Annotated in this window: 14 protein-coding genes; 1 reads left to right on the top strand and 13 read right to left on the bottom strand. The window is 71.1% G+C overall.

Annotation, left to right across the window (positions count from 1 at the left end; genetic code table 11):
- Positions 1-252: 252 nt before the first annotated feature.
- The 4 genes from HDA32_RS01785 to HDA32_RS01770 all read right to left on the bottom strand — a co-directional run bounded on the left by HDA32_RS01785 (position 253) and on the right by HDA32_RS01770 (position 8,664).
- The gene (locus HDA32_RS01785; RefSeq protein ID WP_179641510.1) at positions 253-1,635 is read right to left on the bottom strand and encodes a hypothetical protein; all 1,383 of its coding nucleotides are present in this window, start codon (positions 1,633-1,635) and stop codon (positions 253-255) included.
- A gap of 265 nt (positions 1,636-1,900) precedes the next feature.
- On the bottom strand, positions 1,901-2,869 hold the full coding sequence (locus tag HDA32_RS01780) for a hypothetical protein (RefSeq protein ID WP_179641509.1): 969 nt from the start codon (positions 2,867-2,869) through the stop codon (positions 1,901-1,903).
- 782 nt (positions 2,870-3,651) lie between these two features.
- Positions 3,652-4,284 (bottom strand): response regulator, encoded by a 633-nt coding sequence (locus HDA32_RS01775; protein ID WP_179646397.1) that lies wholly within the window; start codon positions 4,282-4,284, stop codon positions 3,652-3,654.
- A gap of 81 nt (positions 4,285-4,365) precedes the next feature.
- A complete protein-coding gene (locus HDA32_RS01770; RefSeq protein WP_179641508.1) occupies positions 4,366-8,664 on the bottom strand; it encodes a HAMP domain-containing protein in 4,299 nt (1,432 codons plus the stop codon).
- A gap of 325 nt (positions 8,665-8,989) precedes the next feature.
- On the opposite strand from HDA32_RS01770, the gene HDA32_RS01765 reads away from it, so the two are divergent.
- Positions 8,990-11,203 (top strand): SpoIIE family protein phosphatase, encoded by a 2,214-nt coding sequence (locus tag HDA32_RS01765; protein ID WP_246334185.1) that lies wholly within the window; start codon positions 8,990-8,992, stop codon positions 11,201-11,203.
- A 30-nt stretch (positions 11,204-11,233) separates the two neighbouring features.
- On the opposite strand, the gene HDA32_RS01760 is transcribed toward HDA32_RS01765, so the two are convergent.
- The 9 genes from HDA32_RS01760 to HDA32_RS01720 all read right to left on the bottom strand — a co-directional run bounded on the left by HDA32_RS01760 (position 11,234) and on the right by HDA32_RS01720 (position 21,073).
- On the bottom strand, positions 11,234-11,839 hold the full coding sequence (locus HDA32_RS01760; RefSeq protein ID WP_179641507.1) for a response regulator transcription factor: 606 nt from the start codon (positions 11,837-11,839) through the stop codon (positions 11,234-11,236).
- Complete coding sequence (locus tag HDA32_RS01755; protein WP_179641506.1) at positions 11,836-13,071, bottom strand: sensor histidine kinase; 1,236 nt, start codon at positions 13,069-13,071, stop codon at positions 11,836-11,838. Before HDA32_RS01755 ends, HDA32_RS01760 begins: the two co-directional genes overlap by 4 nt.
- Before the next feature lie 141 nt (positions 13,072-13,212).
- Positions 13,213-14,064: an ABC transporter permease gene (locus HDA32_RS01750; protein ID WP_179641505.1), complete on the bottom strand. Its 852-nt coding sequence runs from the start codon at positions 14,062-14,064 to the stop codon at positions 13,213-13,215.
- 59 nt (positions 14,065-14,123) lie between these two features.
- The gene (locus HDA32_RS01745; RefSeq protein WP_179641504.1) at positions 14,124-15,116 is read right to left on the bottom strand and encodes an ABC transporter ATP-binding protein; all 993 of its coding nucleotides are present in this window, start codon (positions 15,114-15,116) and stop codon (positions 14,124-14,126) included.
- Positions 15,117-15,396: 280 nt separating this feature from the next.
- On the bottom strand, positions 15,397-16,815 hold the full coding sequence (locus tag HDA32_RS01740; RefSeq protein ID WP_312863000.1) for an NAD(P)/FAD-dependent oxidoreductase: 1,419 nt from the start codon (positions 16,813-16,815) through the stop codon (positions 15,397-15,399).
- A 12-nt stretch (positions 16,816-16,827) separates the two neighbouring features.
- On the bottom strand, positions 16,828-17,667 hold the full coding sequence (locus tag HDA32_RS01735; RefSeq protein ID WP_179641503.1) for an ABC transporter permease: 840 nt from the start codon (positions 17,665-17,667) through the stop codon (positions 16,828-16,830).
- Complete coding sequence (locus HDA32_RS01730) at positions 17,664-18,518, bottom strand: ABC transporter permease (RefSeq protein WP_179641502.1); 855 nt, start codon at positions 18,516-18,518, stop codon at positions 17,664-17,666. The genes HDA32_RS01735 and HDA32_RS01730 overlap by 4 nt, the downstream gene beginning before the upstream one ends.
- A gap of 13 nt (positions 18,519-18,531) precedes the next feature.
- Positions 18,532-19,764 (bottom strand): polyamine ABC transporter substrate-binding protein, encoded by a 1,233-nt coding sequence (locus HDA32_RS01725; protein WP_312862999.1) that lies wholly within the window; start codon positions 19,762-19,764, stop codon positions 18,532-18,534.
- Positions 19,765-19,921: 157 nt separating this feature from the next.
- A complete protein-coding gene (locus HDA32_RS01720; protein WP_179641501.1) occupies positions 19,922-21,073 on the bottom strand; it encodes an ABC transporter ATP-binding protein in 1,152 nt (383 codons plus the stop codon).
- Positions 21,074-21,084: the final 11 nt, after the last annotated feature.

Genomic DNA, 21,084 nt, shown 5'->3' with positions numbered 1-21,084 from the left:
TCCTTCGACTGGGTGGGGGAACGGCGTCGCGGGCAGCCCCGGCCGCACCCGGGAGCGGACCGCGGCGGGTCCGTGTGAGCGGGTCCCAGGGGCATCAGGCGTATCTCGCAGCACCCGTTCCGCTCCCACCACGCTATTTTCGCGACATCACGCGGCGAGGCACCCCGGGTGAATGCGGGCTGAACACCGGGTGCGGCCACGGCGGCGCGGGCGCCGGGACGCCCGCGCCCCGCCCGGCGGGGCCGCCGTCCGTCAGCTCCCGCCGGCCGAACCGCCGCGCGCCGCCCGCCTCCTGCGGGACAGCAGCATCGCGGCCGCGCCGCCGCCGATCGCGACGAACGCGGCGGCGACGAGGCCGGTCAGGGCCGCACCGGTCACCGGGATCGGCTCCCGGGCGCCGTCTTCGGCCGGGGCTGGCCGGGCATCGGTGCGCTCGCCGGCCGGCGGCACCGGGTCGGACGCCGCCGCGGGCCCGGGCGGTTCGCCGCCGTCACCGCCGTTGCCGACGGCCCCGTCGGGCAGGCACTCCACCTCGACGATCCCGCCCATGATCGACAGGTTCAGCCCGCCGACCGCGAAGCCGACCTCGCCCTCCCTCCCAGGGGTCAGGTAGCCGGTCGCCTCGGGGAACAGGATGTCCTGTCCCGCCGGGAGCGGGTCGGCGTTGCGGGTGCGCAGCGTGAGGGTCCGCTCCGGCGCGGCCGCGCCGGACAGGGCGACGCTCAGCTCGGCGGTGGCCGCCTCCGGCGCCAGCTTCATCGGTGACCGCGGCCCCTTCTCCAGGCTGAACTCGCCGGCGACCTCGATCGTGTCGCCGACCCCCGAGTCGGTTTCTTCGGTGGTGACGGTGACGGTGGCGGGACTGTCGAAGTCGGGCTGCAGCGACGTGTCACTGGAGGTGCAGCGGTAGATGCCGTTCCACTGGATCCGGCCGGGAACGGTCACGGCGCCGGGCGCCGCGGGTTCGGCGGCGCCGCCGTGCTCGGCCCCGCGCTCGCCCTCGCCCTCGCCGGTGATCGCCGTCGCGGCCAGCGGGGCGGTCTCGTCCGCGGGCGAGCACACCGTGGTGAGCGGCCCCCGCTCCTGGTCGACGTCGATCGTGATCGTGCCGGAGGCGAACGCGATCTCGCCGGCGCCGGCCGCGGTGAAGGACCCGGTGATCGCGCCGAACTTCACGGGCGGCACATCGGGCACGTCCGGCCCCGCCGCCGGGCTCTCCTCGACGCTGCTCCCGCTGAGCGTCACCGTCGGCAGCGGAGCGGCGTCACCGGTCAGGCGGATCTCGGCGGTCAGCGCCGCGGCGCCGACCTCGACGGGCTGGTCCGTCCAGCGCTCGAAGAACCCGGTGAACCGGCTGAGCTGGACGGTGACCTCGTCGCCGCCCGCGACCTGCGCGGGGACCTCGATGGCCAACTCGGCCTCGTGCGGCCTGGCCCGGCCGTCCTCCCCGGCGACGCACGTGTAGGGGACCACGTCGGCGTCGACCGTCCTGGTCGCCCCGCTGCTGGTGACGGCCGCGTGCATGCTGCGGTCCGGCTCGCCGGCCCAGGCCGCCGGCTGGGCGGTGAGGGGCCAGGCGGTGGTGAGCGCGGCGGCCGCGAATCCCGCGATCGCTCGCGTGGCCCTACGGGACATGGGACCTTCTCCTCACGGCGCTGGGGGACGAGGAGTTGGGGGATCCGCGTTGATCTCCGGGAGTACGGCTGGAACTCGAAAACGTCCGGGTTCCATGAAACGCATGGGATGGCAGCGAACCAAATACCGATTCACATCTTTTTCATAACCAAGGGTAATCCACCGGGTACGAATCGTCGCCCCATGAACACCCGAGGGGCGGGCGCCCGGTGGACGCCCGCCCCTTTCCTGCGGCCGCACGGCCGCGTCACGGGTTCAGGACCGTTCAGGACTCCTCGGTGGAGCCGGTCGCGGCGCTCTTGCGCTTGCGGGAGAGGTACATCGCGGCACCGCCGCCGCCCAGGGCCACCGCGCCCGCGGCCACCAGACCGCCCAGCGCGGCACCGGTCACCGGCAGACCGCCGTCGGCCTGGTCGCCGTCGTCCCCGGTCGGGGACGGCTCCGGGGTCGGCTTGTCCTCACCGTCGTCGCCACCGCCGGCACCGTCGGTCGGCTCCGGGGTCGGCTCCTCGTCCTCACCCGTCGGCTCCTGCGACGGCGTCGGCTCCGGCTCATCCGACGGCGTCGGCTCCGGCTCCTCGATCGGGTCGCCCGCCACGCTGATCGTGTGGAAGGACTCGGCGCCCTCGGGCTTGCACACGGTGGTGGAGCCGCCACCCTGGATGGTCACGGTGCCCGGGGTGAGGGTGATGTCGCCGGGCTTGGTCGCGGTGAAGGAGCCGGTGGCCGCACTCCAGTCGACCTCGCCGGCATCGGTGAACTCCTCGCCGACCGCGGTGAGGGAGAACGCGTCCTTCGGGGCGCCGTCGCCGCCGAGGAGCACCTCGTAGTCGAGGGTGGCCGAGCCGGGCTCGTGCTCGTTGCCCTCCCGGTACCAGTAGCCGGCGCCGACCTCCGCCTCGATCGCGACCTCGTCACCGGTCGCGGCGTCGGTCGGCGCGGCGGTCAGGGCCAGCACGATGTCGTCGGGCTCCTCCGGCGGGTTCTGGTCGTCCACCAGGCAGGTGTAGGCGAACTCGGTCTCCTCGACCCCCGGGATGTCCAGGGTCTGCGGACCGCCCTCGTTGGTCTCCAGGTCGGCGCCTCCCTCGGCGGAGGGGCCGTTCTCCTCGACGGCCTGCGCCGCGTCCTCGGGACCGGCGGCCCACGCCGCCGGGGCGGTGAACGCGAAGCCCAGCCCGACAAAGGCGGAGGTGGCGAAACCGGCGACCATCCGGGTCGTTCTACGGGACACGAATACTCTCCAAACGGAAAAAAGGGGAACCCGGGCACGCGTCCGCGAACGGTGGAGAACGCGCTTCGGGGGACGCCGGGCGGTTCGACTGAGGGGCGCGAACGGGGCAGGGAAACGCGCGAAGGGGTTTCACGCCCGGCGGGACCGGTTAATCCAAGGACCGGCCGATATGGCACAACTCTAGTCACATTGTTCACAGCACAACAGAAGATCCGGTCCCCTTTCGCCCGTCACGCATCCCCGCACATATCGCGACGTCGATCACAGATCGACCACCGAGAGTGCGGAGGGCTACGGATACTCGCAGGTGGACTCGCGACATCATCACCGTCGGTGACGAAAAGAAGTTGAACAATAAACCGGTTTACCCGGATCGCAGCCTGGCCGAATGCGGCCGTTTTCCAGTCAAGCCAAGGAGCGCGGAGGATTCGGGACTTCCTCAGCCACAGAACACCGGATCAGGCTGTCGCCGGCGCGCCAGCGGTCGCGACACGAACGGTCCCGGCAGAGCACCGACGCAGGTCCGATGGCCGAGCTCTGGCGCGAAAAGACTGATCGAGCTCTGACGGCCGCGCTCGCGGGGCGAGGCGGGAATTCCAGGGCTCGGACCTGCTGTGCCGCCGGCGGCTTGCGCGCACTGCGGCAGCCGGCCCCTTGTGCGAACCCGATCGTCAGACTCGGTGAGCGCGACCTTTCGCGCGGCAAGTGCCGACGCGCCGATCGCAGCCTCTCCGGATCCGCACATCCGTAGGGAGCCCTGCGGCCACCGGCTCGACTCCGCCTCACGCGGGTCCGCGCATCGCCTCCACCAGCCGGGTGAGCTGGGCGACGGAGTGGTCGAGGTCGCGCACCGCGGCCACCGTCCGGCTGTCGGACTCGTCGGTCACGATCCTGGCGCGCAACTGCTCCAGGTTCTCGCTGATCTCCGCGACCCGGTCGGAGAGCTGGGTCACGACCGGGCGGACCGGGCCGCCGGTCTCCTCGCCCAGCTCCCGCTGCAACCGCCGGGACTGCTCACGCAGTTGCTGCTTGGTGTGGTAGAGCTCCACGAACACCTCGACCTTGGCCCGCAGCACCCACGGGTCGAAGGGCTTGGTGAGGTAGTCGATGGAGCGGGAGGCGTACCCGCGGAAGACCTGGTGGCGGTCGATGCCGGCCCCGGTCAGGAAGATGATCGGGATCTCCTTGGTCTTCTCCCGCTGCTTGATGTGGGCGGCCGTCTCGAAGCCGTCCATGCCCGGCATCATGACGTCGAGCAGGATGACCGCGAAGTCGTCCTCCAGCAGCGCCTTGAGCGCGGCCTCGCCCGAGCTCGCGCGGACCAGGTTCTGGTCCAGCGAGGTGAGGATCGCCTCCAGCGCCGTGAGATTGTCGTCGCGGTCGTCGACGAGGAGGATGTTCGCCTTGTGCGGCACTGCCACTGAACCCACTCTCTGCTACCCGCCCCCGCCCGGCCGCGCCGCCGGGAGGGGGCACTTCACGCGTCGCCGCCGGCGCTACGCCGGCCCGCCGCCCGCGCTCTCCTGCTCATTGTGCACGCCGCCGACATCGGCCGCGTCGGTCCCTCGATCCAACCACGCCCGCATGACATCCAGCAGATGGTCGAGGTCGACCGGCTTGGTGACGTAGTCGGAGGCGCCCGAATCCAGGCTGCGCTCCCGGTCGCCCTGCATCGCCTTGGCGGTCAGCGAGATGATCGGCAGGTCCGCGAACTGCGGCATCTCCCGGATCACCCGGATCGTGGCGTTGCCGTCGAGCTCGGGCATCATGATGTCCATCAGCACCAGCGCGATGTCCTCGTTGGCCTCCAGCTTCTCGATGCCGGAGTAGCCGTTGTCGGAGTAGAGGACGTGCAGGCCGTGCGCCTCCAGCGCGCTGGTCAGCGCGAACACGTTGCGGATGTCGTCGTCGACGATCAGCACCCGCCGGCCCTCCAGCACGGCGTCGCGCTCGGGATCGTCGCGGACCTCCGGCGCGGCCTCGCCCTCGCTGCGCACGTCGGGCTCCGGCTGCTTGAGCACCGGGACCGACGGGGCCTCCTCCGCCTCCTCGGGCGCGGGGAGGGCCTCGGCGGTCTCGACGTCGGCGCCCAGGTCGGCAGCGTCGTCGACGTCGGTCAGCGGCTCCTCCTCCGCGTGGGCGTCGGCCACCGACAGCGCCGGGGTGGCGACGGCCGCGGCCACCGCCTCCAGCCGCTCGCTGCTGCTCTCCGGCAGCCGCACGGGCAGCAGCAGCGTGAACGTGCTGCCCTCGCCGAGGACGCTGTGCACCCGGATCTCACCGGAGAGCAGGCGGGCCATGTTGCGGCTGATGGACAGGCCCAGGCCGGTGCCGCCGTAGCGGCGGCTGGTCCCGCCGTCGCCCTGGTGGAACGCCTCGAAGATGACCTGCAGCTTGTCGTCGGGGATGCCGATGCCGGTGTCGGCCACCGAGAACGCGATGACCTCCTCGTTCTCCCCGAACATGTCGAGGTCGGCCTCCGCCAGCGCCCAGGCCGGCTCGATCAGCAGCCGGACCTCGCCGGTGGTGGTGAACTTGACCGCGTTGGACAGCAGGTTGCGCAGCACCTGCTGGAGCCGCTGCTCGTCGGTCCACAGGTAGTTCGGGATGTCCGGCGAGACCTCGACGGAGAACGCCAGCCCCTTGTCGCCGGCCATCGGACGGAACGACGCCTCGACGTAGTCGACCAACTGGCTGATGGAGACGTCGCCGGGCCGCAGCTCCATCCGGCCCGCCTCGACCTTGGAGAGGTCGAGGATCTCGTCGATGAGCTGGAGCAGGTCGCTGCCCGCCTTGTGGATCGTCTGGGCGAACTCCACCTGCTTGGGGGTGAGGTTCTGCTCGCTGTTGTCCGCCAGCAGCCGGGCCAGGATGAGCAGACTGTTCAACGGAGTCCGCAGCTCGTGCGACATGTTCGCCAGGAACTCCGACTTGTACTTGGACGACACCTGGAGCTGGTGCGCGCGGTCCTCCAGCGAGCGGCGCGCCCGCTCGATCTGCCGGTTCTGCAGTTCGATCGCGCGGTTCTGGCTGGAGAGCTGCCCCGCCTTGCTGTGCAGCTCGGCGTTCTTGCGGCGCAGCTCCTCCTGCTGGCGCTGGAGCTCGTTGGAGCGCTCCTGCAGCGCGGTCGTGAGCTGCTGGGACTGGATCAGCAGGTACTCGGTCTTGGAGTTGGCCAGGATCGTGTTGATCGTCGTGCCGATGAGGCCGACGAGCTGGCGCAGGAAGCTCAGGTGGATCTCGCGGAACTCGCCGTAGGAGGCGAGTTCGATGACGCCCAGCACCCGGCCCTCCGACAGCACCGGGAAGATCGCGATGCTCAGCGGCGGCGCCTCGCCCAGGCCGGACTCGATCTTGACGTAGTCGCCGGGGACGTCGGTGATGAGCATCTCCTGCTTCTGCGCCATGGACTCCCCGGCCAGGCCCCGGCCCATCGTGAGCCGCCGGCGCGGCTCGTTGGGCTGGTAGCCGTAGCCGGCGAAGAGGCGGAAGGTCTCCTCGTCGTTCTCGTCCTCCAGCAGGAAGCAGGCGCCGTGCTGGGCGTCCACCAGCGGCGTCACCTCGGTCATGATGAGGCGCGCCAGGTCGTTGAGGTCGCGGTGGCCCTGGATGAGGCCGGAGATGCGGGCCAGGTTGCTCTTCAGCCAGTCCTCGTCGCGCTGGGCGGCGGTGGTCTCACGCAGGTTGGACACCATCAGGTTGATGTTGTCCTTCAGCGTGGCGACCTCGCCGCGCGCGTCGACCTGGATGGACTGGGTGAGGTCGCCGCGGGTGACCGCGCTGGCCACCGACGCGATCGCGCGCACCTGGGTGGTCAGGTTCCCGGCGAGCTCGTTCACGCTGTCGGTGAGCTGCTTCCAGGTGCCCGACACGTCGTCGACCTTGGCCTGGCCGCCCAACTGCCCCTCGCTGCCCACCTCGTGGGCCACCCGGGTGACCTCCGTGGCGAACGTGGAGAGCTGGTTGACCATCGTGTTGATGGTGTCCTTGAGCTCCAGCATCTCGCCCTGGGCGTCGACGGTGATCTGCTTCCTCAGGTCGCCGGCCGCGACGGCGGACGTCACCTGGGAGATGTTGCGCACCTGCGTGGTGAGGTTGTGCGACATCGAGTTGACGTTCTCGGTCAGGTCCTTCCAGATGCCCGACACGCCCCTGACGTCGGCGCGCCCGCCGAGCTGGCCCTCGGTGCCGACCTCGCGCGCCACCCGCGTGACCTCGTCGGCGAACGCGGAGAGCTGGTCCACCATCACGTTGATGGTGTCCTTCAGTTCCAGGATCTCGCCCTTGGCGTTGACCGTGATCTTCTTGGTGAGGTCGCCGCGGGCGACGGCCGTGGTGACGATGGCGATCTGGCGCACCTGGTGGGTCAGGTTGTTGGCCATGGAGTTGACGTTGTCGGTGAGGTCCTTCCAGACCCCGGAGACGCCGCGCACGTGCGCCTGACCGCCGAGCTTGCCCTCCGTGCCGACCTCGCGCGCCATGCGGGTGACCTCGTCGGCGAACGACTCCAGTTGGTCCACCATCGTGTTGACGGTGTCCTTGAGCTGGAGCATCTCCCCCTGGGCGTCGACGGTGATCTTCTTGGTCAGGTCGCCCCGGGCGACCGCGGTGGTCACCTGCGAGATGTTGCGGACCTGGTAGGTGAGGCTGTTGGCCATGGAGTTGACGTTGTCGGTCAGGTCCTTCCAGATGCCCGACACGCCCTTGACGTTGGCCCGGCCGCCCAGCTTGCCCTCGGTACCGACCTCGCGCGCCACCCGCGTGACCTCGTCGGCGAAGGAGTCGAGCTGGTCGACCATCGTGTTCACGGTGTTCTTCAGGGCCAGCATCTCGCCCTGGACGTTCACCGTGACCTTGCGGCTCAGGTCGCCGCGGGCGACGGCCGTGGTCACCTGTGAGATGTCGCGCACCTGGTTGGTGAGGTTGTCGGCCATGGAGTTGACGTTGTTCGTCAGGTCCTTCCAGATGCCCGACACGCCCTTGACGTTGGCCCGGCCGCCCAGCTTGCCCTCGGTGCCCACCTCGCGCGCCACCCGCGTGACCTCGTCGGCGAACGTGGACAACTGGTCCACCATCGTGTTGACGGTGTCCTTGAGCTGGAGCATCTCGCCCTGGACGTCGACCGTGACCTTGCGGCTCAGGTCACCGCGCGAGACCGCCACGGTCACCGTGGAGATGTCGCGGACCTGGGCGGTGAGGCGGGAGGCCATCTGGTTGACCGCCTCGGTGACGTCGCGCCAGGCGCCGGAGACCCCTTCGACGCGGGCGCTGCCGCCCAGCTTGCCCTCGGTGCCCACCTCGCGGGCCACCCGGGTGACCTCCATGGTGAACCCGGACATCTGGTCGGCCATCCGGTTCACCGACGTGGCCAGCCGCAGCAGGTCGCCGTGCAGCGAGCCGTGCCGGCTGGTGAGGTCGACCCGCTGGGCCAGGTCGCCGCTCGCCACCGAGTCGAGGATCTGCGCGACGGAGGTGACGGGCTCGCTCACCTCGTCGAGGAGCTGGTTGAGCGCGCGCACGCTCTTGCCCCAGGCCCCCTTGGCCGGGCTGACCGAGACCCGCTCGTTGAGCCGGCCCTCGGTGCTGACCACGCCTCCCACGCGTTGCAGTTCGCTGCTGAGCTGCTCGCAGTGGTCCAGGACCTGGTTGAAGACGGTGGCGATCTCACCGTGCTTCCCCTCGGCCCTGGCGTTCAGGCGCACGCTGAAGTCCCCGTCGCGCATGCTGTAGAGCGCGTCGAGGAGCGCGTCCAGCTCCCCGTTCGACGCGGGCGTGCTGATCGTCGCCTCGGGCATGGATCCCCTCCTCTGCCACCGGTTCCTCGCTGCTCCCCGCTTGCGCCGTTGCAGGCGGGGACGGGGGCGGTCCGCGATGCCGGCGGTGACCGGACTCACGTTCCACCGGCGGTGTCTCAGATGAACCGCGGTGCATTAGGTTAATTGGCCGGGCTGCTCAATACGTCGACGTTCTGACATCATGACTGGGTTCCCGCAGTGGTCGGCGACCGTGGTCCGGCGTCGGCGGGCGGGAAGGAATCCAGACGGGGTAGGGGTTGATCGTGTTCACACTCTTCGACTCGGCCGCCCTGTTCGACACTCAGAGAGACCGTACGGCTTCACGATGCCACATGACGCGATGAAGGTCGCTCGCAGGGAGTTCTCGCCCGCCCCGGAGACGGCGGGCGAGGCGCGCGTGTTCGTCGGTGACACGCTACGCGACTGGGGGGTCAACCGCGCCTCCGACGACATCATCCTGCTGGCCAGTGAGTTGGTGACCAACGCGGTCATCCACGCCGAGACCACGCTGGAGCTGACCGTGCGCCGGCTGGCCGACGCCGTGGAGGTGGTCGTCGCCGACCGGGTGCCCGAGCGCGCCGTGCCCAAGGCCGGTCCGCTCTCGGTGGACGCCTCGCCCTCCACGGAGAACACCCGCAGCGGCGGCCTGGGGCTCGCGCTGGCCGGGGCGATCGCCTCCAGTTGGGGCGTCAGCTACAGCAAGGAGGACAAGGCGGTCTGGTTCCGGCTGGAGGACGAGGACTCCGGCGCGCCGGACGACCGCACCTCGCTGGCGCCTCCGCTGCCCTCCTCCCGCTCCCGGTCCCGCGGCGGTCGGCGGCGGGCCGGCCGCCCCGAGCCGTGGGCCGCGCTGGACGCCGCGCTGTCGGCCCGGCTCTCCCTCCCGGAACTGCTGGAGCGCACGGTCGAGTACGCCAGGGCCGCGCTGGGCGGCGACGCCGCCTACATCGCGCTGGCCACCCCTGACGAGACCGAGTGGGACGTGCGGGCGGCCGTCGGGCTCACGACCGGCCCGTGGCGGCCCTTCCGCAGCCGCACGGAGGAGACCTTCCCCTCGGCCGCGCCCGAACCCGGCCCGGTCATCAACGACGACCTGATGATCGCGCGGGCGCACCGCGGGCGGCTGTCCGCTGCGGGCATGCGCTCGCTGGTGACGGCCCCGCTCATCGTCGACGGCCGCATCACCGGCCTGATCGGGGTCGCCTCCCGGCGGATCCGGCACTTCGGAAAGACCGCGGCCGACCGGCTGCAGGAGGGCGCCGACCGGATCGCGCTGCCGGTGGAGCGCGCCCGGCTGGCCCAGGTGGAACTGGCCCGCCGCGCCTCCCTGAGCTTCCTCGCCGAGGCCAGCGACCTGCTCGCCGGCACGCTGGACGAGGAGATGACGGCGGCGCTGGCCGCCCAGTTGACCACGTCGCGGCTGGGGAGCTGGTGCGTCGTGCACACCACCACCGAACTGGGCACGTCGCGGTTGATGTATGCGACGCACCGCAACGAGAACTCCACCGACGTCCTGCGCGAACTGGTGGGCGCGCTGCCGCCGGAGGAGCAGCGCGAGCCGGCCCCGCTGTGGTCGCAGGAGGAGCTGGCCTCGGTCGGGCTGGACGACGAGCTGACGATGGAGCTGGCGGAGGGCACGGCGATCAGCCTCCCGCTGATCGCGCACGGCCGCGTCCTGGGCCGGCTGACGGTCGGCAGGGAGCCGGCCGAGGAGTTCAGCCGGGAGGACGTCGACGTCGCCAGCGACCTGGCGCAGCGCGTGTCCTCGGCGATGGAGAACGCGCGGCTGTACTCCAACCAGACGTCGATGAGCGAGGCCCTGCAGCGCAGCCTGCTGCCGGCCAAGGAGAAGGAGCCCGACATCCCGGGCGTGGACCACGCCGTCTTCTACCAGCCGGCCGGTGAGCGCACCGTGGTCGGCGGCGACTTCTACGACGTGTTCGCCACCGACGGCCGCTGGTGCTTCGCGATCGGCGACGTCTGCGGCACCGGTCCGGAGGCCGCCGCGGTCACCGGTCTGGCCCGGCACACGCTGCGCGCGCTGGCCAGGGAGGGCTGCTCTCCCGCGCACATCATGCACCGGCTGAACCTGGCGATCCTGGACGAGAACACCACCACCCGATTCCTGACCATGCTCTACGGGGAGATGACCCCGATCGGCGGTGCGGACGGCCGCGGCGGCATGCGCGTCCGCCTGGTGTCGGCCGGCCACCCGCTGCCGCTGCGCCTGCGCCGGGACGGGGACGTCGCCTCGATGGCGACGTCGCAGCCGCTGCTCGGCGCGTTCGAGGACGTGGAGTTCTTCACCGAGACCGTCGACATCGCGTCCGGCGACGTGCTGCTCGCGGTCACCGACGGCGTGACGGAGCGGCGCAACGGCGACGACATGCTCGGCGACGAGGGCCTGGCCAAGATCTTCTCCGGCTGCTCCGGCCTCACCGCCCAGGCCGTCATCGCCCGCATCGACCGCGACCTGGAGGACTTCGCCCCCGGAGGTCACACCGACGACACCGCGATGCTGGTGCTGCGGTTCCTGTGACGGCGTTGGCAGGAGAACCACCGCTGCGCGCTACAGCCACCCCATGTCCTGGGCCGTGCGGATGGCGGACATGCGGTTGTCGGCGCCGGTTTTGCTGATGGCGCTGGAGAGGTAGTTGCGCACGGTGCCCTCGCGCAGGTGGAGGGCCTTGGCGATGCGGGCGGCGGAGGAGCCGTCGGCCGCCACGCGCAGCACGTCGGTCTCGCGGTCGGTCAGCGGGCTCTCCCCCGACGTCATCGCGGTGGCGGCGAGCTCGGTGTCGATGTAGCGCCCGCCCTCGTGCACCTTGCGGATCGCACCGGCGAGCTGGTCCACCGGCGCGTCCTTGGCGAGGAAGCCGCGCGCGCCGGCCGACAGCGCGCGGCGCAGGTAGCCGGGGCGGCCGAAGCTCGTCAGGATCAGCACCCCGCAGTCCGGCACCGCACGCTTCAGCTCGCCGGCGACCTCCAGGCCGGTCGCGCCGGGCATCTCGATGTCCAGGACGGCGATGTCGGCCCCGTGCCCGGTGACCGCGGCGAGCACCTCGTCGCCCCTGCTGACCTCGGCGACCACCTCCAGGTCCGGTTCCAGGCCGAGCAGCGCGGCGATGGCGCCGCGAATCAGGTGCTCATCGTCGGCCAAGACGACGCGGATCACGCGGTCACGTCCCTTCGTCGCTCTTCCTTGCCCGTCGCCCGGTCCGGCGCCGGACCGGGCGACGGCAGCACGGCCCGCAGCAGGAAGCCGCCCCCGTGCGTCGCGGAGGCCGAGAACGCGCCGCCCAGCGCGGTGACCCGCTCGGTCAGGCCGGTGAGGCCGTTGCCGCGGCGCAGGATCCCCTCGCCGCCGCGCGCGCCGTCGTTGTGCACCTCGATGACCACCGCGTGCTCCTCGCGACGCAGCATGATGTCGCAACGCCTGGCCACACTGTGCCGCAGCACGTTCGTGGCGCCCTCGCGGACCACCCACGCGGTCAGCGTCCGCAGTTCGGCCGGCATGTCGATGTCGCCGCCGGTCACCGTGCAGCTCACGCCGGCCGCCGTGAGCACGGCCCTGACGCTGGCCAGCTCGTCGGAGAGGTCCACGTCGCGGTAGCCGCTGACCGCCGAGCGCACCTCCCGCAGCGCGTCGCGGGCCACCTGCTGCACCGCCGCCATCTCCTGCGCCGCCCGGGCCGGGTCGCGTTCGGCGAGCCGGGCGGCGAGTTCGCTCTTCACCGCGATGCCGGACAGGCTGTGCCCGATCAGGTCGTGCATGTCGCGGGCGAAGCGCAGCCGCTCCTCGGTGACGGCCAGCCGCGCCTGGGCGTGGCGGGCGTCGTTGGCCTCGTTGGCGACCTCCCACAGCCACAGCACGGCCAGGTTGCACAGCAGCATGGCCGGCGCCCAGAGGACGGCGGCGCCCCACACGAACGCCATGAGGATCGGGTCGGGGTCGGCGTAGAAGGCCAGCCGGACCCAGGGCAGCGCCAGCAGCACGACCGTGACCGCGGCGACGCGGCGGCGCGGGGCGACGAGGGCGGCGACCGACCACCACAGGGCCGCGGTGAACAGCGAGAAGAGCTCGATGTCCAGACACACGAAGAAGCCCAGGAGCAGGGCGAAGGAGCCCCAGAAGCCGGCGTCGGGGTGCGACGGCGGACGCCCCAGTCGCACGTTCAGCATCCGCAGGCACAGCCACGCCAGCGGGAACGACAGCGCCAGTCCCAGCAGGTGCAGCCACAGCGGACGGACCGGATCCTCGACCTGGGACAGCACGCTGACGCCCGCGAAGAACGGGATGAGCGCCACCGCGGTGGCGAACGAGCCGATGACGGTCCAGCGCGCCCTCACGAGCCGCCGCGCGGACCGCGCCGGCGCGGACACCGTCCGCACCTCCTGCTCCTCCATGTCATCCCTCCGACCTTCCCGGACGTCAGCGTAACGGCAAGCGGGGCGACCGGCCCGTCCTGCCGGTCGCCCCGCTTCGGCCGCCGCCCGGACAGGCCGCGTCCGTTGGCCTGTCCGCAGCGGCGGTCCTTGGCGCCCGCGTCACTTCGCCTGGCGCGGGTCCCACTGGAAGAACCGGAGGAGATAGACCGAGATCGCGACCCAGGCGAGCAGGACCAGCAGCGCCGGCCCCGCGGCCGTCCACAGGTCCAGGCCCGCCGCGGCGGCGCCCTCGGCGCCGCCGAAGAAGTCGCGACCGAAGTAGGCGCTGCGGGCCAGGTCGATCGCCGGGGCCATCGGCAGCACGCCGACGATCCGTGCGAGGGGCTCCGGCATCATGTCGATCGGCACGTAGAAGCCGCTGGCGGCCACGAGCAGGATGAAGGGCACCATGCTGAGCATCTGCGCGCTCTCGGCGTTGCGGGTGAACCGGGTGAGCGCCGCGCCGAGCAGCGACATGATCACCGTGATCAGCACGATCGACAGCACCAGCAGCACCGGGTGCTTCGGCAGGGTGTCGAGCTGGACCGCCAGCACGGCGACACCGATCAGCGACTGGATCGCGACGACGCCGAGCACGGACAGCGTGGTGGAGCCGAACAGGGCCGCCGGGGGAACCCCGCTGACCCGGAACCGCTTGAGCACCATCTGCTCGCGCCGCGCGGCGTAGACGTTGGAGACGTGGATGATCCCCACGGTCATGCCGGCCATCGCGAAGACACCGGCGAGTGAGTGGGCTGCGGCGCCGACGCCGGGCAGGATCTCCTCGTTCGGCACCGTGAACGCCGGGAGCATGAAGATCGCGGGCAGGACGGCGACGTAGAGCGCCATCCGATAGCGGTAGAAGAGGGTGAACTCGGTGCGGGTGAGCCGCAGGGTCTGCCGGACGAGGCCGACGGGTGTGCGGGCGCCCCGGGGCGTGGCACGCGGGGTCTCGGTGGCGGTGCCGGTCATCGGAGAATCAGGCTCCTCGGTTTCGTGCGCGGTGGTCTGGGCGGGCCGGGACTCGGGGATCACGCGGTGGCGAGGTCGGCCGCGCCCTCGTCGACGATGCCGAGGAAGACGTCCTCCAGCGAGGCGCTGCGCAGTTCGAGCCGCTCCAGGGTGGTCTCGTGCTGGTCGGCCCAGGACAGCAGCGGCCCCATGGCGTGGTGCGCACGGCGGGCCGTGTCAGCGCCGTTGACGGTGTAGACGACCCAGGGGTCGCCCTCGCGGACGCCGACCGCGACGGTCGCGCCGGGCAGTTCGGGCAGCTCCTCGGAGCGGATCCGGCCGGGCAGGCGGAAGCCGATCCGGTCGCCCCAGCCGACGAGGACGTCGTCGAGCACGCCCTCGACCTTGACCTCGCCCCGGTGCATGATCGCGAGCCGGTCGGCGAGCCGCTCGGCCTCCTCCAGGTAGTGGGTGGTGAGCAGGATCGCCACGCCGTCGGCGACGAGGCCTTTGATGATCTTCCAGGTCTCGCGCCGCGCCTCGGGGTCCATGCCGGTGGTGGGCTCGTCGAGGAACAGCACCTCGGGCCGGGAGAGGACGGCCAGCCCGAGGTCCAGGCGGCGCCGCTGCCCGCCGGAGAGCTGCCTGACCGCGACCTTGGCCTTGTCGGCCAGGTCGACGAGCTCCAGCACCTCGGCCCGGTCGCGGGGGTCGGCGGCGAGGTCCCGGGAGAGGTCGACCGTCTCGGCGACCGTCAGCTCGCCGAACACCCCGCTGTGCTGCAGGACGCCGTCCATCCGCTCCCGCAGCTCGGCCGGCTGGCCGTAGGGGTCGGTGCCGAACACCCGGACGCTGCCGCCCGTCGGCCGCCGGAAGCCCTCCAGGGTCTCGATCGTGGTGGTCTTGCCCGCCCCGTTGGTGCCCAGCAGCGCGAACAGCTCACCGGGCGCGACGTCGAAGGAGATGCCGCGGACCGCCTCGAAGTCGCCGTAGCTCTGCCGCAGGTCGCGGACGCTGATCGCCGGGTCGGCGCCGACCGCCGCGGGGGGTGTTGTCTGCTGTGCCGTGGTCATGGCACCAACCCTGCCGCCCGAGGCCCGTGCGAGGTAGACGCCGATGTCATCGTCCACCCATGAGGTTTCACGGGGAACGGCGGATGACATGTGTCACCTCGGCGCGGGGCGGCCCCCTCCGCGGCCCCGCGTCCCTGGATCGTTGACGGGGGCTGGGGCTGTGGTCGCAGTCCTCCGTTCACCACCGCATGACCCGGGAAGGCCGCCGTCAGCGCGCCATCAGGCCCGCAGAGGTCAGGCAGGGCCTGGAGACGATCCCCGCCTTCCCCTCGTCAATGATCTAGCTGTCGAAGCCCAGGCCCAGGGTGTCCAATGTGCGCAGCCAGAGGTTGCGTCGGCCCTCGTTGGCGTCGGCCGCGGCGATGGAGCGGCGGGTGATCTCGATGCCGGCGAAGCGGACCGGCTCGGGCGGAAACGGGATGGGCTTGGTGCGCACCATCTCCAGCCGGGTCCGCTCGGTCTCCTCGCCGGCCAGCCTGTCGAGCATGACCTCGGCGCCGAACCGGGTCGCGCCCACGCCCAGGCCGGTGAAGCCGGCGGCGTAGGCGAGGCGGCCGCCGAACGCGGTGCCGAAGAAGGCGCAGAACCGGCTGCAGGTGTCGATCACACCGCCCCAGCGGTGGGTGAACCGCACCCCCTCCAACTGCGGGAACGTCGCGAAGAAGTGCTCGGCGAGCTTCTCCGAGGTCTCCGCGCGCTGGTCGTACTCCGGCCGCACCTTCCCGCCGTAGTGGTAGATGACGTCGTAGCCGCCCCACAGGATGCGGTTGTCGGCGGTCAGCCGGTAGTAGTGGAACTGGTTGGCGGAGTCGGAGGTCCCGTGCCGGCCCTTCCAGCCGATCGCCGCCATCTGCTCCTGGTCCAGCGGCTCGGTCACCAGCGCGTAGTCGTAGACCGGCGCGACGAAGTGCCTGATCCTGCGCAGCGGTCCGGGGAACGCGCCGGTCCCCCACGCCACCCGCCGCGCCCGCACCGAACCGCCGCGGCTCTCCAGCCGCAGCCCGCCCGGTGCGGAGCGGATGCGGCGCACGGGGGTGTTCTCGAAGATCCGCACGCCCAGGCGCAGGCAGGCCTCGCGCAGCCCCCAGGCCAGCTTGGCCGGGTGCACCATGGCCACTCCGTCGCGGTCGACCACCCCGCCCACGTAGGTGGGCGAGTCGACCTCGGCGCGGGTCTGCGCGGCGTCCAGCGCGTCGACCGGGTAGCCGAGCGCGCGCATCTGCTCGGCGTACTCGGCCAGTTCGGCGGCCTGCCACGGTTCGGTGGCGACCAGCATCTCGCCGGTCCGCTCGAACTCGCAGTCGATGCCGTGCCGCTTGACCGCGGTCTCGATCTCGTCGAGGTTCCTGCGGCCCAGCCGCTCCAGCTCCGCGATCTCCTCCGGCCAGCGCTCGGCCCCGTTGGCGTAGCCGTGGGTCAGGCCGGCCGCGCAGAAGCCGCCGTTGCGCCCCGACGCCGCCCAGCCCGCGGTGCGCGCCTCCAGCAGCACGACATCGCGGCCGGGGTCGCGCTCCTTGGCGATGAGCGCGCTCCACAGCCCGCTGAACCCGCCGCCCACGACCGCGAGGTCGGTCTCGACGTGGCCGGTCAGGGCCGGCGCCGGCTCGGGGACGTCGTGGCCGGGGACCTCGGGATCGAGCCAGAACGTGCGGGGGCGGGCCTCGGCGAGCGAGGCGGCGATCCGGTCTGCGGTGGGCACTGCCCATCCCTCCTAGCGGGGATTGCGGTTGCGGCGGGCGACGACGACGTTGATGACCGCCAGAAGCACGCCGACGGTGAAGATGAGCGTGCCCATCACGTTGACCTGCGGCGGGATACCGACACGGGTGGCGCCCCAGATCCACAGCGGGAACGTGGTGGTGTCGCCGCTGACGAAGCTGGTGATGATGAAGTCGTCCACCGACAGCGCCAGTGCGAGCAGGCCGCCCGCCATGATCGCCGGCAGCAGCATCGGGAACGTCACCAGGCGGAACGTCGTCCACGGCCCGGCCCCGAGGTCGCGCGCGGCCTCCTCCAGCTTCGGGTCGAGCGTGATGACCCTGGCCCGGACCGTGATCGCCACGAACGAGATCGTGAACATGACGTGCGCGATCAGGATCGTGACGAACCCGGCGCTGATGTTCATGGTCAGGAACAGCGACAGCAGCGAGGCGCCCATGACGACCTCGGGGGCCGAGATCGCCGCGAACATGACGAGGTTGGTCACGCCCTGACCCCGGAACCGGTACCGGCCGATCGCCAGGCCGAGCAGGCTGCCGACCACGCCCGCGATGAGCATCGTCAGCAGGCCGATCGCGACCGTGTTGAACAGCGCGGTGTTGAGGTCCCGGTAGGCGAACGCGTCGCCGTACCACTTGAGGGTGAAGCCCTGCCATGTGACGTTCTGCCGGCCGGAGATGTCGTTGAAGCTGAACGCGATCATCCCCGCGATCGGCAGGAACAGCCAGGCCATCACCACCCAGGTGAACCACTTGCCCCAGTCGGTCCTGCGGCGCTCGCGGCGCGCGGGGGCGGTGTCCGCCGCCGGACCCGTGCTCGTACCGACGCTCATTTCGCCTGCACCTCCATCACCTGTTCGGTGCCCAGCGCCCGGGCGTAGCTGAAGATGCCCACCAGCAGGATCGCCATCAGGATGAAGGTGATCGCCGCCGCCATCGGGTAGGCGTTGTTGACCAGGTACTGCGACTGGATCACGTTGCCGATCATGGTGTTGTGGGTGCCGCCCAGCACGGAGGCGCTGATGTAGTCCGAGCTCGTGGGCACGAACACCATGAGCACGCCCGCGAACACCCCGGGCAGCGACATCGGCAGCACCACGCGGACGAACGCCTGGAACCGGCCGGCGTAGAGGTCGTGGGCGGCCTCGACGACGCGGTGGTCCACGCGCTCCAGCACCGCGTAGATCGGCAGCACCATGAACGGCAGGAAGTTGTAGGCCAGGCCGAAGACCACCGCCGCCGACGTGCTCAGCACGTGCGCGCCGTCCGGCAGCAGCCCGACCGCCTTCAGCGACCCCAGGATGACGCCGTTGTCGGCCAGGATGAACTTCCAGGAGATGGTCCGCAGCACCTGCGCCACGAAGAACGGGAGCAGCAGCAGGAGCAGGTAGGTGGACTTGTGGGACCCGCCGCGGAACGCGATCCAGTAGGCGATCGGGTACCCCAGCAGGATGCACACCGCCGTCGCGCACAGCCCGTACCACAGCGAGCGCAGGATCTGCGGCCAGTACTGGGTGACCGCGTCGGCGTAGGTGGCGAAGTGCCAGGTCATGGTGAAACCGTCGATGACGTTGCCGGTCATCAGCGACACCGACAGCATGCCGACGATCGGCACCACGAAGAAGATGGCCAGCCAGATCCAGGCCGGCAGCACCAGGAAGTACGGCGCGCCTCTCGTCCTCATGTCGCCTCCTTCCTCAGGCCTGCGTGATCGCGAGGAAGACGGAGGTGTACTCGTCCGCCTCGTCGGCCGGCAGGGACACGTAGTTGTGCAGCCGCGCGTAGTCCTCGTCGCTGGGGAAGACCAGGGGGCTCTCGGCCAGCTCCCGCAGCGTGTCGGCGTCCTCGCCGCCCGCCTCGGCCGCCTTGTCCAGCAGGACCTCGCGGGCAGCGGGTACCGGCGTCACGTAGTTGATGTACTCGGCGAGGCCGGCGGCGATCTCGGGGGCGTACAGGAAGTCCATGAGCGTGATCGCGTCCACGGGGTTCTGCGCGGTGATCGGGATCATCATGTTGTCGGTCCAGATCGTGCCGCCCTCCTCGGGGATGACGAACTTCAGGTTCGTCCCCTCCGCGGCGTTCTGCTGGAAGACGTCGCCGGACCAGGCCATGGTCATCCAGACGTTGCCGTTGGTGAGCGGCTGGATGTAGTCCTGCTCGTAGTAGGCGCGGACGATGCCCTTCTCGCGCTGCTCGGACAGTTTGGCCGCCGCGGCCTTCCAGTCGTCGGGGGTGGACTCGGCCGGGGCGACCCCGTTGAGGAGCATCCCGAAGTTGCCGATCTCCTGCGGGTCCTTCATCATCCCGACCCGCCCCTCGAACGCGGGGTCCCACAGGTCGGCGATGCTGGTGATCTCGCGGTCGACGTAGTCGGGGTTGTAGGCGATCCCGGTGATGCCCGAGGCGTAGGGCACGCAGAACTGGTTTCCGGGGTCGTAGGCGGTGTTCTTGTACAGCTCGCCGGCGTGCTCGGCGAAGTTGGGCAGCATGGCGTGGTCCAGCGGGGCGAGGTAGCCCAGGGCGATGAGCTTGGTGAGCTCCACGCCGCTGGTGAGGACCATCAGGTCGTAGCCGATGGAGTCGCCGTTGGCGAGCTGCGGCTGGATCTGGCCGAAGAAGGACGGGTTGTCCTGCACGGCCTCCTTGTAGGTGACCTTGGTCCCGGTCGCCTCGGTGAACTGCTTGAGCTGGGTCCGCTCGGAGTCCATGTACAGCGGCCAGTTGGCGAACCGCAGCCGTCCGCTGCTCTTCTTGTCGGCCCAGAAGTCGTCGACGGACAGCGCGGCACGCTGCTGGCCCTTGATGGAGCAGCCGGCCAGCGCCAGGCCCGCCGCCGCCAGTCCCGACAGCTTCAGGGCGTCCCTGCGGCTGTAGCGGGCCCGTGTGAGGCCCCGTGCCAGCGCGGGGTCGTTTCGATGGGGAATGCGCACGACGTCAACCGTTCTCGGGAGGAAAAGCCGTCACTGGAGAGATTTCGGATCCGGAGTCATGGGCGGAGGCGGACCGCCGAAGCTCGGGCGCGAGCGCGCCGCCGGCGCTACGCGCACTGCGACAGCCGACCCCCTCGACCTCCGCACTCGGACCTCCCTAGGACCGGCCCGGCAGGACGTAGGAGTGGTCCGGCCGCCAGGACAGCCAGACGTCGCCGCCCCGCTCGGCGAGGTTGCCCGCGCCGGAGGCGTTCTGCTGGAACACCACGATCTCGGTGCCGTCGGCGGTGTCGACGGTGTAGTGGGTGGCCGATCCCAGGTAGACGACCTCGCGGACGGTGCCGCGCAGCCTGCTGAGCTCGGCGTCCGGCTCCGCGGAGCCCAGGTGGACCTTCTCCGGCCGGACCGTCACGTCGATCCGGTCGCCCTCGGCGGCGTCGGTGCGCACGTGGACGTGCCGGCCCTCGCCGAAGTCGATCCGGGCGCGCTCGCCCGTCCCGGTGACGGGACCGGTGAGGATGTTGGAGGTGCCGATGAATCCGGCCACGAACCGGGTCGCCGGCCGCTCGTAGATCTCGGCGGGGGTGCCGAGCTGCTCGACGGCGCCCTTGTTCATCACCGCGATGCGGTCCGACATGGTGAGCGCCTCGCCCTGGTCGTGGGTGACGTAGACGAAGGTGATGCCGACCTCGCGCTGGATGCGCTTGAGTTCGAGCTGCATCGCCTGGCGCAGTTTGAGGTCGAGCGCGCCGAGCGGCTCGTCCAGCAGCAGGGCGCTGGGCCGGTTCACCAGCGCCCGCGCGAGCGCCACCCGCTGCTGCTGGCCGCCGGAGAGCTGGCCGGGCTTGTGCTTGGCCCGGTCGCCCAGCTCCACCAGCTCCAGCATCTCCGCGACCCGCCGCTTGACCTCGCCGTCGGCGACCCCCTTGCGCCGCAGCCCGAAGGCGACGTTGTTGGCGATGCTCATGTGCGGGAAGAGCGCATAGCTCTGGAACACCATGTTGACGTCGCGCCGGTTGGGCGGGACGTCGGTGACGTCGCGGCCGGCCAGCCGGACGGTGCCCGCTGTGGGCTCCTCGAAGCCTGCGACCATCCGCATGGTGGTGGTCTTGCCGCAGCCCGACGGCCCGAGCAGGGAGAAGAACTCCCCCGGCTCGATGGCCAGGTCGACGCCGCTCACCGCGGTGACGCTCTCCTGGCCGGTCCGGTACGTCTTGGCGACGCCCTCCAGGCTGATCGCGGGAACGGCCTCCCGCTCCCCTGCGGCCGACTCGCGCGGAGTCGGGATCTCTTCGGTCGTTGTCGCCATGCTCGGGTCCC

The sequence above is a fragment of the Spinactinospora alkalitolerans genome, from assembly GCF_013408795.1.
Taxonomy (GTDB): Bacteria; Actinomycetota; Actinomycetes; order Streptosporangiales; family Streptosporangiaceae; genus Spinactinospora; species Spinactinospora alkalitolerans.
This window is presented reverse-complemented; position numbering and strand designations above follow the sequence as displayed.

Excerpts from the sequence above, each read along its gene's own strand:
- HDA32_RS01785 (WP_179641510.1), bottom strand. The coding sequence starts at position 1,635 with ATGTCCCGTAGGGCCACGCGAGCGATCGCGGGATTCGCGGCCGCCGCG.
- HDA32_RS01770 (WP_179641508.1), bottom strand. The coding sequence starts at position 8,664 with ATGCCCGAGGCGACGATCAGCACGCCCGCGTCGAACGGGGAGCTGGAC.
- HDA32_RS01765 (WP_246334185.1), top strand. The coding sequence starts at position 8,990 with ATGCCACATGACGCGATGAAGGTCGCTCGCAGGGAGTTCTCGCCCGCC.
- HDA32_RS01755 (WP_179641506.1), bottom strand. The coding sequence starts at position 13,071 with ATGGAGGAGCAGGAGGTGCGGACGGTGTCCGCGCCGGCGCGGTCCGCG.
- HDA32_RS01750 (WP_179641505.1), bottom strand. The coding sequence starts at position 14,064 with ATGACCGGCACCGCCACCGAGACCCCGCGTGCCACGCCCCGGGGCGCC.
- HDA32_RS01745 (WP_179641504.1), bottom strand. The coding sequence starts at position 15,116 with ATGACCACGGCACAGCAGACAACACCCCCCGCGGCGGTCGGCGCCGAC.
- HDA32_RS01735 (WP_179641503.1), bottom strand. The coding sequence starts at position 17,667 with ATGAGCGTCGGTACGAGCACGGGTCCGGCGGCGGACACCGCCCCCGCG.
- HDA32_RS01730 (WP_179641502.1), bottom strand. The coding sequence starts at position 18,518 with ATGAGGACGAGAGGCGCGCCGTACTTCCTGGTGCTGCCGGCCTGGATC.
- HDA32_RS01720 (WP_179641501.1), bottom strand. The coding sequence starts at position 21,073 with ATGGCGACAACGACCGAAGAGATCCCGACTCCGCGCGAGTCGGCCGCA.